The organism is uncultured Dialister sp. (genome assembly GCF_900541605.1).
Taxonomy (GTDB): domain Bacteria; phylum Bacillota; class Negativicutes; order Veillonellales; family Dialisteraceae; genus Dialister.
Map to the genome: position 1 here is coordinate 1 of NZ_UQKJ01000015.1, position 16,811 is coordinate 16,811.

Here is a 16,811-nt window from a genome sequence, read left to right on the forward strand (position 1 = left end):
CATAAAAATCCAAGAATGAAATCTGACAACGATTTAATCAGTGCTTCCCTAGAAATACGCCGCAGGCTGATCGGCGTTCCCGGAAGCTAAAAACCAACAGCTCCCGACTGAGTAACTCCGACCGCACCCCCACCAGCCCCACGGAGAAGCCGCTGGACCTCAACTCTCAATTCTCAATTCTCAATTCTCAATTCTCAATTCTATTTTCCCAGCATCTCCATGGCTTTTCCAAATACCCTTTCCACGGGAATCGTGTCCATACGGCATTCCTTCGTTCCCGGATTGTCTGCCAGGAGGACAGTGCTGTTCTTATTGCCGTAGGGGCCGCTCCGGTCGGGGAGTGTGGGCCCGAAAAGAGCAATCAGCGGCGTATGCACGGCGTTGGCGATATGAAGGGGACCGGTGTCGCTGGAAATATGGAGGGATGCCATTTTCTCCAGGGCTGCCAGCTCCAGGAGAGATGTTTTTCCCATAAGATTTACCGTATAGGGAGAGGGAGAAGACTCTTTGATGGCCTTTCCCATGTCCATTTCTCCGGCGGTGCCGGAAATGACGTTATATACATGGTGCTCGGAAAACAGGGATGCCAGTTCTCCCCAGAAAGAAATAGGCCACTTTTTTGCTTCTCCCCGGGTACCGGGCACGAGGACCGCATAGGGGCCGTCTACTCCTTCCTGCTGGAGGAGATGGGATACTGTATCCATTTCTTTTTTATAATCATGGAGGGGAAATTCAATGGTATCCCCTTCCCAGCCCAGATAGCGGATCACATCGAGGAGCTGCTCGATGATGTGTCCCTTTTTATGGGGTCCCGCCACAGGATGGCTTGCGAGGAAACTGCCTTCCCGGGCATCATTATAGCCGATGCGGTTCTTACATCCGGAGAGGAAGGAAATGATGCCGCTTTTGGCAATCATCTGCAGGTCGATGACCAGGTCGAAGTGGCGGGATTTCAGATCCTGGTGCACCTGCCGGAGGTAGGAGATTTCTTTAATCCGTTTCCTGTCTACCAGGTAGATTTCATCAATCCAGGGCTTCCCCGGCAGAATTCCTGCAAAGGCAGGATGCACGGCCCAGGTAATACGGGCTTTGGGGTAGATTTCCCGAAGCGCATAGAGCGAAGGCAGGGCATGGATGATATCGCCCAGGGAGCTCATTTTGATAATCAGAATATTTTTATAGTCGTTACCCATTGGTTAATCCTTTACAGGAGGCAGCACGGAGCGGATAAAGTCATCCAGGTTTCCACCGGTAAAGAGGAAACTCCGGATGCCTGCCCGCCTGGCAGCCTCCATATCCCGCTCGCCGTCGCCGAAGAGAAAGCACCGGTCTTTGGGCAGGTCATATTTGGAAATGGCGGAAAGAATCATGCCCGGTGCCGGTTTTCGGCAGCTGCAGACTTTATCGTAGGCTGCAATAGCAGCACCCGGCAGGTGGGGACAGTAGAAAAATTCAGTAATTTCTCCCCCATACCGGCGGAATTCTTCATTCATCGAATCATGGAGCCGGCGCACGTCCTCTTCTCCGTAGTAGCCGCGGGCCACGCCGCTCTGGTTTGTGACGACGAAAAGAAGCCATCCCTCCCGGCAGAGACGCCCCACCGCTTCCCGGGCGCCGGGAACCCAGCGGAGTTTTTCCATGGAGTGAACGTAGCCGTCATCTTCGTTCAGAACGCCGTCCCGGTCAAAAAATATGGCTTTCTTCATTTGTTCCAGTCCAGCCCATCGATGACTTCACAGATAGAGTGGGCTGCAAGCATGTGGATTTCCTGGATCCGGGCCGTGTTGTCATCGGGGACCACCAGGATTTCCCGGCAGAGGGAAACCATTTTCCCTCCGTCCTTACCGGTGGAACCGATGGTAACGAGTCCCTTTTCCTTTGCCATTTTCAAGGCTTCCACCACATTGGCGCTGTTTCCGCTGGTAGAAATCCCCCAGAGAACATCTCCCGGCCGTCCAAGGCCTTCCACCTGCCGGGCAAAAACCCGGTCATAGCTGTAATCATTGGCCACAGCGGTCAGAATCGATGTATCTGTGGTGAGAGCAATGGCGGGGAGGGAAATCCGTTCATTGTGAAAGCGGCCCACAAATTCCGCCGCAATATGCTGGGCATCGGCAGCGCTGCCGCCATTGCCACAGACCAGGATCTTATTCCCCCTTTTCAGCGCTTCCCGGCATATGTCCGCCATGGCGGATATGGTGGGAATCAAGGCGCGGCTTTTTTCAAGCACCCGCTGGTGCGCATCAAAGGCGCCGGTAATCATATCAATGTTCATGGGAATCCTTTCTGCCGGAGGAGGGCATGTCTTTTCCTTTATGGCTGTTCATGAGGGCTTCCAGCTCGCTCATGAAACTGCCGATATCCTTAAATTCGCGGTAAACCGAAGCAAAGCGGACATAGGCCACCTGGTCCAGGTCCTTCAGTTCGTCCATCACCATGCGGCCGATGGTCTCGGAGGACACTTCCTGGTCCAGTCCGTTACGGATTTTCTTCTCAATCCGATTCACCACGTCATCAATCTGGGCGGACGTAATATTTCGTTTTTCACAGGCCCGGATGATACCGTTCCGGATTTTTGTCCGGTCAAAAAGCTCCCGGCTCCCGTCTTTCTTAATAACCCGGATCTGGTTCTCTTCCACGGTCTCATAGGTCGTAAACCGGCGGCCGCAGGTAAGGCACTGCCGGCGGCGGCGGATAGACGTACCGTCATCGGTATCCCGGGAATCTGTGACCTTTGTATCCGGACTGTTGCAGTAAGGGCATTTCATATGGCTGCTCCTTTGGAAGAAAAAGCCACACTGCAGCTGCGGTGTGGCCTTTTATATCGTATGGAAACACTGATTTTCCGGCTTCAGGGATTTCTGGTCTTCCTTGCACAGCTATCGGTCAGATGAAATCCGGTAAGCCATGAAATTCCGGAAACATTCCCATAGGGGAAATTTCCTTATTTTCTGAGGAATTCAGGAACCGCAATACCGGTAGCCGGTCTTACAGCATTGCTGAAGCGGCTGCCGCCCTGGGGAGCGGAGCTCTTCTTCTTGTCGCCGAAGCCGGTGGCAATAACGGTAATCTTCACGGTATCGTTGTCGAGATCCGGGTCCACGGAAGTACCCCAGATGATGTTTGCATCGGGATCTGCCGCTTCTGTGATGATCTGGGAAGCTTCATTGATTTCGAAGAGGCCCAGGTCTTCATTGCCTGTAATGTTGATGATGATGCCCTTGGCACCTTCAATGCTCCGTTCGAGGAGCGGGCTGTTGATAGCCATGGTAGCAGCATCGCTGGCGCGGTTGTCGCCGGTGCCGATGCCGATACCCATCAGTGCATCGCCCTGGTCGCTCATGATGGTTCTCACATCGGCGAAGTCCAGGTTGATGATGCCCGGTACAGTAATGAGGTCGGAAATACCCTGGATGCCCTGGCGGAGCACGTCGTCGGCGGTCTTGAAGGCATCTTTAATAGAGGTTTTCTTATCGATGATGCTCATCAGTTTATCGTTCGGAACGACGAGGATGGCATCTACGTTCTGTTTCAGCCGTTCAATCCCTTCCGCTGCATTCTTGGCACGAACTTTGCCTTCAAAGCTGAACGGTTTGGTAACAACGGCGATGGTCAGGGCGCCCAGTTCTCTAGCGCACTGAGCTGCTACAGGAGCTGCACCGGTACCGGTACCGCCGCCCATGCCGGCAGTAACGAATACCATGTCTGCACCGGTAAGTGCCTTTGTGAGGTCTTCCCGGGATTCTTCAGCGGCCTGTTCCCCTACTTCCGGTTTAGCGCCAGCGCCGAGGCCCTTTGTCAGCTTTTCGCCGATCTGGATCTTTGTTTCCGCTTCTGATTTATTCAGGACCTGTAATTCTGTATTGACAGCGATAAATTCTACGCCCTTAACTTCTTCATCAATCATACGGTTTACGGCGTTATTTCCGCCGCCGCCTACACCGATGACTTTAATTTTTGCAATTTCAGACTGTTCCATGTTCGCTCCTCCTTTAGGATCTTTTGCGTCATGAGCTTGACCTGTTTTTTCAATATCCATGGTTGTTCATCTTCTTTTCAATCATATCTATCATTGTACAATACTTTGCCCAAGTTCGCTACAGGGTTAGACATAATCATATAAGATTTTTTGTTATGCTATGTGCGGTAAGTGTGTGACCAAACCGGTGAATGGGGCTAATGGTTGTGGGTGAACCTTGCTTCGCCAGTTCACCGGGTGGTGGGTGCTTCGCACCGGGGGCGTAAGGTAGTAACAATAGCCAGCGAAACGGACTCGATCCACAACCTTTACACCCCCATTATACACATGGAGGCTGAAGTCTCCGCTCACTTACTTCTTCAGTTTAATGAACGGCGATGCCAGGTTCGCATCCACGTATTCCACTGACAGCTTCCGGGCCTTCACGTCGCCCACCATATTTTCGGCGAGCTTTGCCCGGTCCGCCATGTTATCCCCTTCCCCGAGGCGCACGGTAATGCCGTCGCGGGTATAGGCTTTGATGCTGTCCGCATTGCCGATATTGATTTCCGAGAATACCTTGAGCCCATCGGGGGACAGGTTATTCAGGAAATCCAGTGCCTTTGCCACGTCGTCCCCGGAAATCCGGTCTCCCAGGAGAAGATTTCCCATCTTCTTCCCTGTGATAAGGGGCACTTCCACCTTTTTAATGGATTGGGTGGTATCCATGACCATGCCATCGGCGTCCACGAAGGCATAGCCGAACTGATCCTGCACAATGGCCACGGGCCGGCGGTCCGTAATGTCCACGGAGAGGACAAAGGGGAACTTCCTCGTTACTGTCACCGACGAAACCCGGATATCTTTGGAAAGACGGCGGGTAAGGTCCGTGGTGCTCACCTGGAGTACATTGACGGGCTGCCGGATTTTCCCTTCAAAAAGGATATCATCCACCGTGAGCACATCGGTGCCGGTAAGGCTGATGTATCCCAGGGGAATGGGAAGGAGAAACAGGGCCAGTATGCCTGCCAGCACCACCACCACGCCGCCAAAGACGTAGTTCTTCACGGAAGATCCGGTATGGGAACTCTCTTTTTTATGCTTCTTCTTTTTGACCGGTTCCTTCGGCGGCTCTTCCGGGGATGGCTGCTGAGAAGGCGGCTCCTTTGGAGCCGCCTGTGTTTCCGGCGCTCCGCCGTGCTGTTCCTTCAAAAATTCGTTAAAGCTTTTGAAATTATCCATAATGCCTGCCTATCAGACTTTATCCAGACCCGCTTCCATGAGGATTTTTTCGCAGAGCTCGGGGAAAGAAATCCCCGCTGCCGCTGCTGCCTTCGGTACAAGGCTGGTGGATGTCATGCCGGGAATGGAATTGGCCTCCAGAACGAAGGGCTTTCCCTCTTTATTGGTTTTGAAATCGAAACGTACCGCGCCCTTGCATTCACAGATGCGGTAGCCGGTCTCTGCGATTTCGCTCATTTCCTTTGCCAGTTCATCGGAAATCGGGGCGGGAACGATGTAGTCCGTAGCGCCCTTCGTGTACTTGGAATGGTAATCGTACTGGCCGGAATGGGGGCAGATCTGGATGACCGGCAGCGCCTTGCCATCGAATACGGATACCGTAAATTCGCCGCCGTCCAGGTAATCTTCCGCCAGGATTCTCGGTTCCACCTTGAATACCCGGGTCAGTGCATCGGGAAGGTCCTCTTTATGTTTCACGATTTCGATGCCGATGGTAGAGCCTTCACAGGCCGGTTTCAAAACCACGGGGAAATCAAAATTACGGCAGATGTCTTCCATCACCGCTTCCTTCCCATCTTTCAGGTAGTAAGCCTTGGAATGGGCCATGGGCATGCCGGCCTGCTTGAAGAGGTGGCTGGACATGATCTTGTCCATGGTAATGGCAGAAGAGGTGACGCCGCTTCCGGTATAGGGAATCCGGGCCAGTTCCAGCACGCTCTGGATGGTACCGTCTTCTCCGTATTTCCCGTGGAGGGCGATAAACACCACTTCCGCTCCCGCTTCTTTCAGCTTTTCTACCACATGGTGGGGATCATATTCCATGGGAATCACGGAATAACCGATGGAAGACAGGGCTTCCGCAATGGCGGAACCCGTATTCCTGGATACTTCCGCTTCCGTGGAAGGACCGCCCATTAACACAACGATTTTTGTATTTTTAGTGATCACTTGGCATTCCCTTTTCTTTAATCAAACGAACCAGTTCTTCCCCGGCCCTGTAAATACTGCCGGCCCCCATGGTAATTACCATATCTCCGGGGCGAATGAAATCATACAGTGCCTTGGCCATATCTTCCACATGGGGAATATAGTGGATTTCCTTTTCCGGAAGCCTTTCCCCTACCCGTTTTGGGATGAGATGGCCGTCAATGCCGGGAATCGGATCTTCACTGGCTGCATAAATATCCGTGAAGAACAGCACGTCCCCATCGTCGAAGGCTTCTGCGAATTCATCCTGCAAAAGCTTTGTCCTGGAGTAGCGGTGCGGCTGGAAAGCGCAGACAATGCGCCGATTTCCGATTTCCCTGGCCGCCTTCAGGGTCGCTTTGATTTCTGTGGGATGGTGGGCATAATCATCCACGATCCACAGGCTGTCATCCTTGTATTTTGTCTCAAACCGCCGCTTGACCCCATGGAAATGGGACAGGGCGGAAGCAATCTTTTCAAAGGGGATACCGCAGTACAGGGCCGCTGCCACGGCGCCCAGGGAATCCCGCACATTGTGGAGCCCCGGAATGTGGAGCCGGATGGTACCGAGGATTTTTCCATCATGCCATACATCGTAGTAAAGGGCATCCTTTTCATACCGCGGCGAAAGGGCCCTGTAATCTGCTCCTTCATCGAGGCCGAAGGTAATGACCTTCTTATGGATAGCGGGAAGGATAGCCCGCACCCCTTCGCTGTCCACGCAGAGGAAAGCCGCTCCGTCATCATAGGAAATGTGGTTCACGAATTCCGCGAAGGCTTTCCGGATGTTTTCCACCGTGCCGTAATGGTCCAGATGGTCATCTTCCACATTGGTAACCACGGTGATGTAGTTTTTGAATTTCAGGAAGGACCCATCGCTTTCGTCGGCTTCCGCTATGACATAGTCCCCTTTGCCGCAGGTGGAATTTCCATGGATATAGTCCGCCGCAGCCCCCAGGATAATGGTAGGGTCAAGTCCCGCTTCATAGAAAATCTGGCCCATCATGCCGGAGGTGGTGGATTTCCCATGGGCCCCGGCAATGGAAATGCCACGGCCTTTTTCAAGGAGCGCCGCCAGTACATCGGACCGGTGGAATACGGGAATCCCCTCTTTCCGGGCTTCTGCCAGTTCCGGATTATCTTCAGAAATGGCGGAAGAAATCACCACGCAGCCGGCCCCTTTCACATGGGAAGCGTCGTGGCCGATGGCAATATGGGCGCCCCGGGACCGGAAGTCAGCCAGCACCGGAGAATCGGCCATATCGGAGCCGGAAACGGTATATCCCTTTTCCAGCAGGATTTCCGCCAGGGCCCGCATCCCCATGCCGCCGATGCCGATGAAATGAAAACTTTTATATGCATTGAGATCCATTTACTCTCTACTCCTCTTTTCGGATAATTCCAGCGCCAGCTTTGCAATATCCTGGCCTGCATGGATTCTTCCCAGTCCCTTCGATGCGTCGGACATATGGGACAGGGTGGAGGGACTGCCCATGAGGAACGTTATATCCTGGATCAGTTCCTTATCCGTCAGGTATTTGTCTACGATCATCTTGGCCGCTCCCGCTGCCACGAAGACCCGGGCGTTATAGGTCTGGTGATCCTCTGCCGCATAGGGATAGGGCACGAGGATAGCCGGCAGCCCCCGGGCCGCCAGTTCCGCCAGGCTCACAGCACCGGCCCGGCAGATGATGAGATCCGCCGCGGCCAGGGCCAGGGGCATCCGGTATTCGTACTTTATGATACGGCCTGCCTTGCCCACCCGTCCGTCTTCGTCGGCGTGGAGATCGCTTTTTATCTTATCATAGTCCAGGGTCCCTGTCACATGGTAGAGGCAGAGATTGTCCCTGTCCCTGAAGTGTTCATGGACCCCCTTCATGGCGTTGTTAATGGACCGGGCTCCCCGGCTGCCGCCGGTGATGAGCACCATGAATGTACCCTCCGGGATGCCGAGAATCCGCCGGGATTCCTCCCGCCTGGCCTCGATCACGTCCGGCCGGATAGGGTTGCCGGTGTATACGCATTTCTCAGGATGGGGAAAACGGACCTTTGCCGCTTCGTAACCCAGGGCAATCTTGTCCACCACGTGGCTCAGAATCTTATTCGTAATACCGGGAATCACATTCTGTTCCTGGATAAGGGTAGGAATGTGGGACAGGGCGGCCGCCATAAGAATAGGACCGCACACGTAGCCGCCGGTACCGATGACCACGTCCGGATGGAAATGGCGGAGAATGGACCGGGCCTTCCAGAGGCTGGCCGCCGTCTTCATGAGAATACCCACATTCTTCACGGTGAGAGACCGCTTCAGGCCATAGGCCGGAATGGAGGCAAACTTGTATCCTTCCTTTGGGATAATCCGGGATTCCATGCCGTTCGGTGTCCCTACAAACAGAAATTCCACATCATCCAGTTTTTCTAATTCCCTGGCGATGGTAATGGCGGGATAAATATGTCCCCCCGTACCGCCGCCTGATAAAATCACACGTTTCATTAGGTCCCCACTTATTTAAGACGATTCACAATACGTTTGAAATCCATGCCCCGTTCTTCCATGTTATGGTACATATCAAAGGAAGAGCAGGCCGGTGAAAGGATGACCACATCCCCCGGTTTTGCCAGTTCCTGCCCCTTTTTCACGGCTTCCTCCATGGAAGATACCCGGAAAATGGACGAAACGCCGGCCGCCTTCGCCGCCTTTTCAAAGCGGTCTGCCGCCGCTCCAAGGAGAATGAGATGTTTCGTATGTTTCTTCACTTCTCCCATAAATTCTTCCAGCGGTGTCCCCTTGTCGTAACCGCCGGCAATAAGGATAACCGGATGGCCGAAGGCACTCATGCCCTTCTCTGCAGCATCGGTGTTTGTGGCTTTGGAATCGTTATAGTATTCCACATCCCGAAGGGTCCGTACATATTCGATGCGGTTCGGAAGGGATGTGAATTCCTTCAGAGCTGCCACGATAACATCCCGTGGTACGCCCCCTTCATTGGCCAGGAACGAAGCGGCCAGGGCATCCTGGTAATTCTGGCTGCCCTTGAGTTTCAATTCTCCCGTGGTGCAGAGGGGAATGTCTTTCCCATTTCTTCTTAAAGTCAGCATGTCGCCCTTAAGGAACGCCCCTTCCTCCACCTCATGGGATGTAGAAAGAAGGCACACATGGGTATGGCTTTCCGCCTTTTTTTTGAGTTCCGGTGTATAGGGATCGTCCGCATTCAAAAGGAGGCAGTCATTTTCATCCATATTTTCAAAAATCCGGGCCTTTGCTGCCACATAGGCCTCCATGGTATGGTGCCGTTCCAGGTGGTCCGGTGTAATATTCAGAATCACCGCCGCCCGGGGCTTGAAGGACTTGATAAATTCCAGCTGGAAACTGGAAACTTCTGCCGCAATGAGTCCATCTTCCGGCACCAGTTCCGCTTCCCGGGACAGGGAAATTCCCAGATTTCCTGCCAGCGCAAAGGGACGGCCGCTCTTGCTCACCATGCTCCCCAGAAGGGTGGTGGTGGTGGTCTTTCCGTTGGTGCCGGTAATGGCCAGAATCGGCGCCTTTGTCACCCGGTACGCCAGCTCCACTTCACTGATGACGGGGATATTTTTCTTGAATGCCGCCTGGACGATGGGGTTCTCCTTCGGAATGACCGGAGAAACAACGACCGTGTCCACCCCGTCCAGCAGTTCTTCGGACTGGGGACCGAAACGGAACCGGGCGCCCAGCTCCGTGAGCGCTGCTTTTTCTTTTTTATCCTGTACAGAATCTTTCAGGTCTGAAATCAGTACGTCAGCTCCATGACGGAGAAGGACATGGGCTGCTCCCAGTCCGCTGATACCTGCGCCGAGAATCAATACACTTTTCAATTCGTTTACCTCCCCGGGAAATTTATTTATCAATTCACTGTATATGGATACATGTTCAATACGTGACAGATTGATGTTGAAAAGGGCTGCGGCCTTTCAGGCCGGGGCTCTGTCCTTCGGACAAGGCAATGGCCTGGCGATCAGGGCTCAGGCTATCGCCTGGGCTCAAGGAAATCAAGATTTATTCCTTAAGCCCAAGCGAAGCTTTAGCCCTGGACGCAGTCCACGGCCATGACGCAGTCACAGCCCTGGCAAAGCCAGTGCCCTTTCTTCTCTATTATTTAAATTATTATAACTGAATCTCATGAAAAAAGAAATTCTATGGATGCCATAGAACTTCTTTTTCAGTTACAGTGCCCGAATGGCGAAAAGGAGGCTCACGCAGGCCGCGATGCCTTCGAAAATCCAGAAGGCCCATACTACGTGGACTTCACTCCAGCCGGACAGTTCAAAATGGTGATGGAGAGGGCTCATTTTGAAAACCCTCTTCCCGGTGAGCTGGAAAGAAGCGACCTGGATGATGACGGACAGCGCTTCCAGCACGAAAATCATGCCCAGGAAAATGAGGAGGAGCTCCGTCCTTGTCATGACGGAAATGCCGGCGATGGCGCCGCCCAGGGCCAGGGACCCCGTATCCCCCATGAATACTTTGGCCGGATGGTAGTTAAAGAACAGGAATCCCACGCAGCATCCTGCCAGGGTAATAATGAAATAGCCGAGATCGTTGAATCCGGTCATGTAGCAGAAGACGGCATAGGCGGAGAAGCAGATGACACAGCATCCTGCTGCCAGGCCGTCGAGGCCATCGGTGAGGTTTACCGCATTCGAAGCGCCTACGATGACGAGCACCACGAAGGGATAGTACAGAAGGCCGATGGAAATATCAATCTGGGTAAATGGAATAGCAATGGAGTAAGGCAGGTGCAGCGTATCCACTACACCCCAGCAGAAGAGCACCGCCAGGATGATCTGGCCCAGCATTTTCTGCTTCGCCGTGAGGCCCAGGTTCCGTTTCTTTTCGGCCTTGATGAAATCATCAAGGAATCCCAGGAGCCCGTGGCCCAGGGTCAGGAACAGGAGCCACAGCACCGACGGATCAATCATCTTATTGAAAATGACCACCAGCACCGCTGCCAGCAGCATGAAGAGGCCACCCATGGTGGGGGTGCCGCTCTTGACCCGGTGGGACTTTGGTCCCTCTTCCCGGATAGACTGGCGGGCTTTCATTTTCTTTAAAAGGGGAATGCCGAAAAATCCAAGAATCACCGTCAGGACGGCGGCTTCCGCCAGATATATGAAATAATTACTTTCCATTCTTCTCTAAAGCCCCTCTCAGAATTTCCGGAATCTTTTCCATGTGCATGTAATGGGAACCCTTCACCAGCACCACGTCTCCCTCGGAAACCAGTTTCAGGAGATGGGACGCCGCTTCTTCGCAGGTGTCGCAGGTAATGACTTCCTTCATGCCCCCCTGCTCCGCTCCTTTGGCCAGGAACCGGCACAGGGGACCCACGGTGATAAGACCGTCAAAGCCGAGCTCTGCCGCTTTCTTCCCTGTATCGTAATGCAGTTTTTCTTCAAATTTACCCAGTTCTCCCATGTCGCCCAGCACCAGGAAATACCGTTTCCCCGGCACCTGTTTTGCAGAGCGGAATGCCATTTCCATGGAAAGGGGGTTGGCATTATAGGAATCATCGATCACCGTAAGGCCCCCGATTTCCACAATGCTCTGCCGCTGGGTGGCGGGACGGAAATCGGAAAGGGCGGTGCGGATTTTACCGGTATCCACGCCGAGCACCCTGGCAGCCGCCGTGGCAGCCAGCGCATCGTATACATTGTGCACGCCCAGCAGGTGCAGTTTCACCTTGAATGCTTCATCGAAGCAGGTACAGGTATAGCGAGTATCTTCCGATTCAAACTTCACGTCGCTCCCCCGCACCGTGTACCGGCCGGCGAGGCCATACCGGATGACCCGGCCCGCAAAGCCTTCGCCCATGGCGCTTACCCGGGGATCGTCGCCGTTCAGGATGGCGGTGCCATCATCGGGCAGGGCATCGATGAGTTCTTTCTTTGCTTTGGCAATGTTATCCTGGCTTCCCAGGATACCGATGTGGGAAGTTCCCACATTCGTCACCACCCCCATGGTGGGACTGGCAATGCGGCAGAGTTCGGCAATCTGGCCGAATCCCCGCATCCCCATTTCCACCACGCAGACCTCCGTCTTTTCCGTCATGGAAAGGAGGGTCATGGACAGGCCGATTTCATTGTTGAAATTTTTCTGTGTGGCGCATACGTTGAACCGGGTGGAAAGGAGGGCAGTAATCATATCCTTCGTCGTCGTTTTTCCATTGGAACCGGTGACGCCGATGACGGGCACCTGGAAACGCATCCGATGGAAATGGGCCACATCCTCCAGGGCCTGCTTCGTATCCTTCACAAGAAATACGGATACCGAGGGATCCAGGTCCTTTTCATAGGATTCATCGGAAATCACCACTGCTGCTGCGCCGGAAAGGACGGCCCGCTTCAGGAACTCATGGCCGTTGAAATTTTCACCGATGAGGGCAATGAAGAGTTCCCCTTCCCTGATGGTTCTCGTATCGGTGCTGACGCCTGTTACAAAGGAAGAGGCGCCCTTCACAAGAAGACGGCCTCCCGTGGCCTTTGCGATTTCATCCAGTGTAAATGAAGCCATATCAAATCTCCTTCAAAGCTTTTCTAGCTTCTTCCCTGTCATCAAAGTGAATGGTCCTGTCCTTCAGGATCTGGTAATCCTCGTGGCCCTTGCCTGCAATGAGGACAATGTCCCCCGGTTTTGCCAGGGCAATGGCACGGCGGATAGCGCTCCGGCGGTCCACGATGACTTCGTATTCGAGAGAAGGCTTTTCTTTCTTGATTTCTTCGACTCCCGCCGCCACTTCTTTCACGATTTCATTCGGATCTTCGGTGCGGGGATTGTCGCTGGTAACGAGGGCGATGTCCGCATTCCGGGCAGCGATCCGTCCCATGATAGGCCGTTTCAGCTTGTCCCGGTCGCCGCCGCAGCCGAAGACTACGATAATGCGGCCCTTCGTGATTTCTTCCGCAGTGGTAAGAATCTTTTCCAGTCCGTCCGGTGTATGGGCATAGTCCACCACCACCGTGAAAGGCTGTCCTTCATCGATCAGTTCAAACCGGCCGGGAACGCTGTGGAAATCTTTCATGGCGTCCACGATATCATCCATGGCCACCCCTTCAGACAGGGCAGCGCCTACGGCGCCCAGGGTATTGTACACATTGAACCGGCCTGCCAGCTTCGTTTCGAAGTCGTAGTCCTTTCCTCTGTAGGCCACTTTGAACGCCGAAGATTTGCCGGTGAAATGGATATCATGGGCATAGAGGTCCGCCTCCGGATGCACCATGCTGTAGGTGTGGAGGGCACAGATGGTCCTGTCTTCCACACCCTCTTCCATGACGTGGGCATAGGGATCGTCCATGTTGACCCAGGCGGACTTTCCTTTCTTTGTCTGTCCTTTGGAAGAAACCATGTGGAACAGGATGGCCTTGGCATGGGCATAGTTGTCCATGGTCTTGTGGAAATCCAGATGGTCTTCGGTGAGGTTTGTGAAGACGGCATCGTCGAATTCACAGCCCGCTACCCGTCCCAGCACCAGGGAATGGGAAGAAACTTCCATGCACACGTACTGCACCTTCTCTTCCGCCATCCGGGCCAGGATCCGGTCCAGGTCAATCACGTCGGGTGTTGTATTGTGGGTAGGAATTTCCTTATCCCCGATGAGGGCATGGATGGTACCGATGACGCCGGTCTTGTATCCCACATGATGGAGAATATGGGCAGCAATATGGGTGGTGGTGGTCTTGCCGTTGGTGCCGGTCAGAGCGATCATCCGCATTTTACGGGTGGGGTAATCAAAGAAAAAGGGTACCATGTCTTCCATGGCCTTCCGGGTGTCCTTAACATACACCACAGCCACAGAAGCTGGTACACTGATTTCTTTGGAAGCCACAATGGCTGCTGCCCCTTTCTTCACCGCAGCGTCCACAAAGTCATGTCCATCCACATGGGCACCGCAAAGACAGATAAAGAGACTTCCCTTCTCCACTTTTCGGGAATCCGCTGTCACATCAAGAATTTCTACATCTGCCGGCCCTTCTACTTTTTCTACGGCTGTCATGGTAACAAGGTCCGATAATTTTTTCAAAATAATCACCTCTGCAAAATTTCTATGTTCATTAAAAGCAGTGTTTTCGAAAATCAAAGGCTGCGAATGATTCAGCGCTTACACATAAAGCGTCATTATTTATGATAGCGTAAATCCCCAATAAGTACAATAGCGGCCCCGAAAAAAGGCCGCTTTTTCTTTAATAGACGTTTTATTGTTGGCTGACATATTGCTCATTCGTATGGGGGGCTAACGGTGGCGGGTCGAGCGTCGCTTCGACATCGCTGCGCTCGCAGAAGCGGGGGCATGAGGTGGATTCGCCGCCTGTGGCGGGTTCTGCACCTTATGTGCCCGGCGCGAAGCGTCTACAACCCGGTGAACAGGCGAAGCGATGTTCACCCACCACCTTTAGCCCCATTTACTCCTTTGGGCAGGCACTCAATCTACCGCTTAGCCACAACCGCTGCTTCGCTGCTTCCGTAGATATTCCGTACCGGGAGCCGCATGCCCAGTTTCTTTTCCGCCAGCTTCTGGATCCGCACCGGCGCATCGAGCCTTGCCACTTCCAGTTTCAGTACGGAATTTTCCTTTTCCAGTGTCATCACTTCCGAGCGGACCTGCTGCATATTGTATTCGGCCTGTACATTGATGCTGTTCAGGAGAGTGCTCACGAGGAATGGCAGGAGGATGAGGGCAATCCCCAGGATGACGTCATGAAAAAGACTCTGCCCCTCAGCCCGCTCCCGGCTTTCTTCCCTTTCCCGCGGGATGGCAGCCGTCCCCGGCATGGAGGACATGTAATTCATCATCTGTACATTTTGAGAAACCATAATCCATCTCTCCCCGATACAATATTCAGCAAAATCCCATTTTCAACAGTATTTCTTACACCCGCTCTACCACACGGAGTACCGCACTCCGGGCTCTCGGGTTTTCTTCAATTTCCTTTTCCGACGGTTTGATAGGCTTTCCGCAGCTCTTCACGGTCCTGTGATGGTGGCAAACGCACACCGGCAGGTCCGGCGGGCAGATGCAGTCCCTTTCCATTTCCCGGAAGGTTCTCTTGATGATCCGGTCTTCCAGGGACTGGAAGGTAATGACCCCCAGCCGGCCTCCCACATTCAGGTGGTTCACACAGGCTTCCATGGTATCCTTCAGGATGCCAAGCTCATTATTCACTTCAATCCGGATAGCCTGGAACGTCCGCTTCGCCGGATGGGGCCCATTCCTTCTGGCATGGGCCGGAATGGCCGCCTTAATGACGTTTACCAGGTCCTCCGTGGTCTCGATCGGTTTCTTTTCCCGGAATTCCACGATGAACTTTGCAATCCGCCTGGCCCACCGTTCTTCTCCGTACTCCTTGATGATCCGCGCCAGGTCATCTTCTTCGTAGGTATTCACAATGGTGTAGGCGGTGAGCGGGTTCCGCTGGTCCATCCGCATGTCCAGCTTTCCGTTATTCATATAGGAAAATCCCCGTTCCCCATCGTCCAGCTGGTGGGAGGAAACGCCCAGGTCGAAAATGAACCCGTCCACCTTGTCCAGATGGAGGGATGCCAGGATGCTGTCCATGTGGGAGAAATTATCCCGTACAAACAGGTGGCGGCACTTCGTATCCTTCAGCCGCTCCCCCGCCGCATCGATGGCTTCCTGGTCCTGGTCGATACCGATGAGAAGGGCGTCATCCGCCAGCTTTTGGGACAGGGCGAAGGAATGGCCCCCACCGCCCAGGGTGCAGTCCACATAAATCCCATGAGGATCGGTGAGCACAGAATCGATCATTTCATTCAGAAGAACCGTGGTGTGATGGAATTCCATGAAACCCTCCTCCTTATAAATCAAAATTCAGCGGCAGATCCAGGGAATCCGCAATATCCGCCATGGATTCATCCCCGTTTTCATCGGCATCCAGGAGCGTTGGATCCCAGATTTCAATGATGGGACCTGTCCCCACGATGACCGCATCCTTCTTCAGCTGCGCAAAGGTGCGGAGATGCTGGGGAATCAGGATTCTCCCCTGCTTGTCGCACTCCATTTCCGTTCCCCGGCCGATGAGGTGGCGCATGATTTTTCTTACTTTGTGGTTCGTAAAAGGCAGCTTCTGGAGCCTCGCAATGAGGGCATCCCACTTTTCCTTCGGATAGATGCAGAGACACGTATCGAGGCCCGGGGCCAGCACGAAACTCGCCCCCAGCTCCTCCCGGAACTTGGCAGGAAGGATCATACGACCTTTGGCATCGATCGTATGCGAATATTCATTCATGAACATAATCCTTCCACCTCCTCCACATTTATCCACATTCTACCACATTCCCCCACTTTCCTACAACGGAAAAGTCTGTTTGGTCTTTGGGCAAAATGATATCCTCCACCGTTGAAAAATGCGATAAATACGGGGTTTCCTGACCCGCTGTCTCCTCATACCCCCGCTGAAGGCAATAAAAAATCCTGTGGGAAGTTCCCAACAGGAAAAATAAAAATCCCCACTCCTGGTGAAAAGTGGGGAATGGGATCGAGACCGAGGTAGAGATCGAAGTCTATTCAAAATGGTAAGGAATGATGGTGAGGCGCACCATTCATAGAGCGCCGCTTGCCACCGATCGAAATGACGGGGAGTGGTTAGCGGG

General features: G+C 53.5%; 16 protein-coding genes. All 16 read right to left on the minus strand.

The window, feature by feature from the left end:
• Nucleotides 1-200 precede the first annotated feature (200 nt).
• Entirely contained in the window at nucleotides 201-1,193 is a 993-nt protein-coding gene (locus QZR21_RS02115; protein ID WP_296096188.1) for a glycosyltransferase family 9 protein, read from the minus strand.
• A gap of 3 nt (nucleotides 1,194-1,196) precedes the next feature.
• Nucleotides 1,197-1,706, minus strand: a complete 510-nt coding sequence (locus tag QZR21_RS02120) for an HAD family hydrolase (RefSeq protein WP_296096186.1) — start codon at nucleotides 1,704-1,706, stop codon at nucleotides 1,197-1,199.
• Nucleotides 1,703-2,275: a D-sedoheptulose 7-phosphate isomerase gene (gene gmhA, locus QZR21_RS02125; protein ID WP_296096184.1), complete on the minus strand. Its 573-nt coding sequence runs from the start codon at nucleotides 2,273-2,275 to the stop codon at nucleotides 1,703-1,705. Before gmhA ends, QZR21_RS02120 begins: the two co-directional genes overlap by 4 nt.
• Nucleotides 2,265-2,768: a transcriptional regulator NrdR gene (gene nrdR, locus QZR21_RS02130; protein WP_296096183.1), complete on the minus strand. Its 504-nt coding sequence runs from the start codon at nucleotides 2,766-2,768 to the stop codon at nucleotides 2,265-2,267. Before nrdR ends, gmhA begins: the two co-directional genes overlap by 11 nt.
• Before the next feature lie 176 nt (nucleotides 2,769-2,944).
• The gene (gene ftsZ / locus QZR21_RS02135; RefSeq protein ID WP_296973523.1) at nucleotides 2,945-3,979 is read right to left on the minus strand and encodes a cell division protein FtsZ; all 1,035 of its coding nucleotides are present in this window, start codon (nucleotides 3,977-3,979) and stop codon (nucleotides 2,945-2,947) included.
• A gap of 351 nt (nucleotides 3,980-4,330) precedes the next feature.
• Entirely contained in the window at nucleotides 4,331-5,200 is an 870-nt protein-coding gene (locus QZR21_RS02140; protein WP_296096180.1) for a cell division protein FtsQ/DivIB, read from the minus strand.
• A gap of 12 nt (nucleotides 5,201-5,212) precedes the next feature.
• Nucleotides 5,213-6,148, minus strand: a complete 936-nt coding sequence (locus QZR21_RS02145; protein WP_296096179.1) for a D-alanine--D-alanine ligase — start codon at nucleotides 6,146-6,148, stop codon at nucleotides 5,213-5,215.
• A complete protein-coding gene (gene murC / locus QZR21_RS02150; protein ID WP_296096177.1) occupies nucleotides 6,138-7,538 on the minus strand; it encodes a UDP-N-acetylmuramate--L-alanine ligase in 1,401 nt (466 codons plus the stop codon). Before murC ends, QZR21_RS02145 begins: the two co-directional genes overlap by 11 nt.
• Nucleotides 7,539-8,660, minus strand: coding sequence for an undecaprenyldiphospho-muramoylpentapeptide beta-N-acetylglucosaminyltransferase (murG, locus tag QZR21_RS02155; RefSeq protein WP_296096175.1), 1,122 nt, complete (start codon nucleotides 8,658-8,660; stop codon nucleotides 7,539-7,541).
• 11 nt (nucleotides 8,661-8,671) lie between these two features.
• A complete protein-coding gene (murD, locus tag QZR21_RS02160) occupies nucleotides 8,672-10,021 on the minus strand; it encodes a UDP-N-acetylmuramoyl-L-alanine--D-glutamate ligase (RefSeq protein WP_363926285.1) in 1,350 nt (449 codons plus the stop codon).
• Nucleotides 10,022-10,369: 348 nt separating this feature from the next.
• A complete protein-coding gene (gene mraY, locus QZR21_RS02165) occupies nucleotides 10,370-11,335 on the minus strand; it encodes a phospho-N-acetylmuramoyl-pentapeptide-transferase (RefSeq protein WP_296096171.1) in 966 nt (321 codons plus the stop codon).
• Entirely contained in the window at nucleotides 11,325-12,716 is a 1,392-nt protein-coding gene (gene murF / locus QZR21_RS02170; protein WP_296096169.1) for a UDP-N-acetylmuramoyl-tripeptide--D-alanyl-D-alanine ligase, read from the minus strand. Before murF ends, mraY begins: the two co-directional genes overlap by 11 nt.
• Nucleotide 12,717: 1 nt before the next feature.
• Nucleotides 12,718-14,223: a UDP-N-acetylmuramoyl-L-alanyl-D-glutamate--2,6-diaminopimelate ligase gene (locus QZR21_RS02175; RefSeq protein ID WP_296096166.1), complete on the minus strand. Its 1,506-nt coding sequence runs from the start codon at nucleotides 14,221-14,223 to the stop codon at nucleotides 12,718-12,720.
• Between the two features lie 404 nt (nucleotides 14,224-14,627).
• Nucleotides 14,628-15,014: a cell division protein FtsL gene (gene ftsL, locus QZR21_RS02180; protein WP_296096165.1), complete on the minus strand. Its 387-nt coding sequence runs from the start codon at nucleotides 15,012-15,014 to the stop codon at nucleotides 14,628-14,630.
• A gap of 55 nt (nucleotides 15,015-15,069) precedes the next feature.
• Nucleotides 15,070-16,002, minus strand: a complete 933-nt coding sequence (gene rsmH / locus QZR21_RS02185) for a 16S rRNA (cytosine(1402)-N(4))-methyltransferase RsmH (RefSeq protein WP_296096163.1) — start codon at nucleotides 16,000-16,002, stop codon at nucleotides 15,070-15,072.
• A 13-nt stretch (nucleotides 16,003-16,015) separates the two neighbouring features.
• A complete protein-coding gene (mraZ, locus tag QZR21_RS02190) occupies nucleotides 16,016-16,453 on the minus strand; it encodes a division/cell wall cluster transcriptional repressor MraZ (RefSeq protein ID WP_296096162.1) in 438 nt (145 codons plus the stop codon).
• Between the last annotated feature and the right edge of the window lie 358 nt (nucleotides 16,454-16,811).